Origin of the sequence: Sphaerospermopsis sp. FACHB-1094, from assembly GCF_014696195.1 — a bacterium.
GTDB lineage: Bacteria > Cyanobacteriota > Cyanobacteriia > Cyanobacteriales > Nostocaceae > Sphaerospermopsis > Sphaerospermopsis kisseleviana.
This window is the reverse complement of the sequence record NZ_JACJPT010000202.1, coordinates 1-4,240: the sequence shown is the minus strand read 5'-3', so window position 1 is coordinate 4,240 and position 4,240 is coordinate 1. Positions and strand designations below refer to the sequence as shown.

Genomic DNA, 4,240 nt, shown 5'->3' with positions numbered 1-4,240 from the left:
TACCCAGGCTGCGGTCAAATGCCGAGACGAGATAAATCAGGGGTTTCTCCTTATCAAAATACTTCTTCGTGTAGATGGTTGTTCCTACTCGCAGTCCAATCATATCATATTCGCGGCGAATAAATTCGCCGTTGGCACTTCCTCCACTGTAAGACAGCCAAGTGGCTTCCGTGCCTTTCGGCGATTTTCTTGTGATAACGATTATATCACAAGTTACTGAAGCGTAAACGCTTCAAATGGCTTTCGTGAGGCAGTGCGTTGGTGAGGCAGTCCGGTCTTGGGGGTTTACCCCAGAAGGAACTGCCGAAAGGGTTTCCCTGAGTGAAGTAACTGTCGTCCCCTTGCCTGAAGGAAGGTCAAGTTTTTCCACCCAGATCCAAAACTTAACTATATGGCTAATGCCACGCTACACTATCGGCTGATGCTCACAGCGAAGCATTAAGGGTTTTTAGCCTATTTTTTCATAATTAAGTTTCACTTATTTTAATTTCAGCTTATATCATTACCTACGTCAAGCCAAATTTTTAGTTTTCATAGGAACTTTTCATGATTACAACATCTTCTCAGAGGTTGTAAGTAAGTCGGCATGAAAAAACCGATGTACGTAAAGAAATGTAAAACTGCTTAAAACCTCTTCCTTCCTACCTTCTACCTCTTACTTTGTCATAAGGACAGTTTTTAACGCCTACCTACTGAAATATTCAGCATTTAGCCATTAGCTAATGGCACACTATGGGTTAGCGAAGCTTTCGCTTTAGCATACAGCAATACCAGTCTGTGAATGTCTCTTGTGGAATTAGGTAAAATACGGATTTGATATTATTTGCAAGTACAAGTATAAACTTCTTATAAAATTTATGTTATTGATACTATGCTGAATGTTAAAGTTTTAGCACAAAGCCTGAAAAATATTTGGTGAGGTGTATAGTGATCAACTTGTGCTGGTGCTGTGAGGAATGATGATGAGTAACGCGCTCTCTATAGTTGCTGTCACCGCAGTGCTGAAAGACTTACTGGAAAACGGGCTAGTCAGTGATTCAATTACTGCTAGTGTTGGTGATGTGCTGGTTACTGCCATACCACCGGATTTAATTAAAGTGGGAAGTGATGAGCGGGCGCAACTCAATTTGTTTCTTTATCAAGTTACCCAGAATCGCAATGTTGATTGGATATCTCAGGAATTTCGTACTAAACACTCCAGCATTAATAGTATCAATAGTATAAATAAAAGTCCGCGTTCTGTAAATCCACCACTGGCTTTAAACTTACACTACCTATTAACCGCTTATGGTGCTAAGGATTTTCAGGCAGAATTGCTACTGGGTTATGCGATGCAATTATTACACAGAACAACTGTTATTTCCTCGGAATTGATTGCAAATGCTTTAAAAACTGCCGCTACAAGTAACACCACAAGTCTGATTTCTCAAGCTTTGGCGGGGGTATCTGTATCTGAGTTAGTGGAACAACTGGGACAGATTAAACTTTCTCCTGAATTTTTGAATATGGAAGACAGTTCTAAGATATGGTCAGCTTTACAAACCCACTATCGACCGTCAATTAGTTATCAAGCTTCGATGGTATTAATTGAGAGCAGTAACGTAAATCAATCTGAGGCTGTGCAATGAAGGCAACAAAAATCAGTCACAATTGGCAACAGTGGTATGAGGGTAATGAATCTTACTTATTATCAGTCTTGGCTATGGTGCGTGGTGCGATAGAAGCATCTGCTCAAAAAACACAGCCATCTGAACCTAGAGAACAACAGCAGTTGGGAGAACAAGCGTTACAAGCTGCTAGGGCGGGAATGTCAGCACCACCAGCACTAGAGCAGATATGTAAATTGTTTGGTCTGACTAGCTTTGAGAGGGATATACTGCTGATGTGCGCCTGTATGGAGTTTTATGGAGATTTTGCAGCTGTCTGTGCTTTAGCTCAAGGAGATCCACAGCGAGTTTATCCAACTTTGGGTTTAGCTTTAGCAACATTACCAAATTCCCATTGGGATGCGATCGCCCCTGATAGTAAACTACGATATTGGCGGTTAATTGAGCTAGGTGAAGGTAGAGCTTTAACTCTTAGTCCTCTGCGAATTGATGAAAGAATTTTACACTATCTTATCGGTACACAATACCTGGATGAAAGACTGGCGGGAATTGTTGAACCTTTACCAGAGGCAGGAGAATTAGTCGCTTCACAGCAACAAATAGCCGAACAAATAGCAGCCGTCTGGATGCAAGCATCTCAAAAAGAAAAGTTACCAATTTTACAATTATGTGGCATTGAACCTACTAGCAAACGAGCGATCGCTGCCACAGTCTGTAAAATGCTAGGAATGACAATACATATCATGTCTGCTCAAGTTATTCCTTCTGCTCCAATGGAGATGGAAACTTTGTTGCGGTTGTGGGAAAGAGAGGCTATTCTCAGTCAAAGTGCTTTATTGATTGACTGTGATAAAGTTGACATTACAGAAGGCGATCGCACTCATCATATCGGACGTTTTCTAGAACGGATCAATGGTTTTGTGTTGGTGACAAGTCGGGAAAGAATGGCAATACAGCAACGCCCCGTAGTCAGTTTTGATGTTCACAAACCCACCACCGAAGAACAAACCATACTTTGGCAAAAAACCCTATTCCATCTAGAACCGCAATTAAACGGACAAGTCAAAAAATTAGTAGCACAATTTAACCTTAGTCCTACCACCATTCGCGCTGCTTATGCAGAAGCGTCCGGAAAATTAGCCCAGGAGCAAGAAAAAGATATCAGCAGGATTTTATGGGATGCTTGCCGCAAACAAGCCCGCCCCCGGTTAGATGAACTAGCACAGCGTATTCCCCCCAGTGCCAGATGGGAAGATTTAGTATTACCTCCAGCCCAATCCGAAATGTTAAGAGAAATAGCGGCTCACGTCCGTCAACGAGCTACAGTATATCAAACCTGGGGATTTGCAGCTAAAAATACTCGCGGTTTAGGGATTAGTGCCTTATTTTTTGGGGGTAGTGGTACAGGAAAAACCCTAGCAGCGGAAGTATTGGCTCATGAATTACACTTAGATTTATATCGCATTGACTTATCATCCGTAGTGAGTAAATATATTGGTGAAACTGAGAAAAATCTGCGTCGGGTATTTGATGCAGCAGAAGAAGGGGGAGTGATCCTATTATTTGATGAAGCGGATGCTTTGTTTGGTAAACGTAGCGAAGTTAAAGATAGCCATGATCGTCATGCCAACATAGAAGTTAGCTATTTGCTGCAACGGATGGAAAGTTATCCAGGGTTAGCAATTCTAACCACAAACCTGAAAAATTCTCTAGATACAGCTTTTCAAAGACGAATTCGGTTTGCAATTCAATTTCCTTTTCCAGATGCAGTGCAACGTGCGGAAATTTGGCGACGGGTTTACCCAAAAAGTACACCAACTCATGATTTAGATGCCAAGAAATTAGCGCAGTTAAGTGTGACTGGGGGCAATATTCGTAATATAGCCTTAAATGCAGCTTTTTTGGCTGCGGATGCGGGTGAGCCAGTGCAGATGAAACATTTATTACGAGCAGCGCGGACAGAATACGCTAAGTTAGAGAAATCTTTAACAGAGGTAGAAATTGGTGGTTGGGTTTGAGGAGAGAAAATTACACTTAGGTCGAAAGCGATCGCCATCTAAAAAACCATAAAATTAAAAACATCAGCTTCGTCTCAGCGATAAATGGAGGGAGGGATGAGCGATCGCACCTTTGCCCGTAAAAAAACAGCCACATCAACTTTTTACCATTCGTCCGATACAAAAAAGCTAACTAATGCTAACAAAAGTTGGCTTTTTCTTCCTGTTTCACCAGTTCGACTACGCTCACTGAACTCCTAGAAGTGTCGGCACTATCTAGTCCACAGGCTAACACGATCAATCTGACCGCTTCTTTTTTTAAATTAATCGCAGCGTTTAAATCTCTGTCAATCTCAAAGCCACAGTTATCACATTTAAACACTCTTTGAGATAATGACAGTGATGATTTCTTTTCTCCGCAAGTTGAGCAAGTCTTGCTACTGGGATAATATCTATCCACAATTACTAACTTACTGCCATACAGTTGTGTTTTATATTCTAGCTGCCTTCTGAATTGATAAAAGCCCATATCTGATATAGCTTTTGATAATTTCCCATTTGCTAACATCCCAGATACATTCAAATCTTCTATCCCTATCACCGCGTGGTTTTTGCTGATATGGGTGGTGATTTTGT

The 4,240-nt window shown here is 41.3% G+C and carries 3 protein-coding genes; 2 read left to right on the top strand and 1 reads right to left on the bottom strand.

Annotated features, from left to right (window positions below):
* Positions 1-956: 956 nt before the first annotated feature.
* On the top strand, positions 957-1,628 hold the full coding sequence (locus H6F47_RS26900) for a DUF4255 domain-containing protein (protein ID WP_236104086.1): 672 nt from the start codon (positions 957-959) through the stop codon (positions 1,626-1,628).
* Positions 1,625-3,625 (top strand): ATP-binding protein, encoded by a 2,001-nt coding sequence (locus H6F47_RS26895; RefSeq protein ID WP_190651804.1) that lies wholly within the window; start codon positions 1,625-1,627, stop codon positions 3,623-3,625. Before H6F47_RS26900 ends, H6F47_RS26895 begins: the two co-directional genes overlap by 4 nt.
* Positions 3,626-3,803: 178 nt before the next feature.
* On the opposite strand, the gene H6F47_RS26890 is transcribed toward H6F47_RS26895, so the two are convergent.
* Positions 3,804-4,240 (bottom strand): RNA-guided endonuclease TnpB family protein (locus H6F47_RS26890; protein ID WP_190651802.1); only part of this gene is annotated, 437 nt, incomplete at its 5' end.

Bases quoted from the DNA above. Each gene is read 5' to 3' on its own strand.
- H6F47_RS26900 (WP_236104086.1), top strand. From the start codon at position 957: ATGATGATGAGTAACGCGCTCTCTATAGTTGCTGTCACCGCAGTGCTG.
- H6F47_RS26895 (WP_190651804.1), top strand. From the start codon at position 1,625: ATGAAGGCAACAAAAATCAGTCACAATTGGCAACAGTGGTATGAGGGT.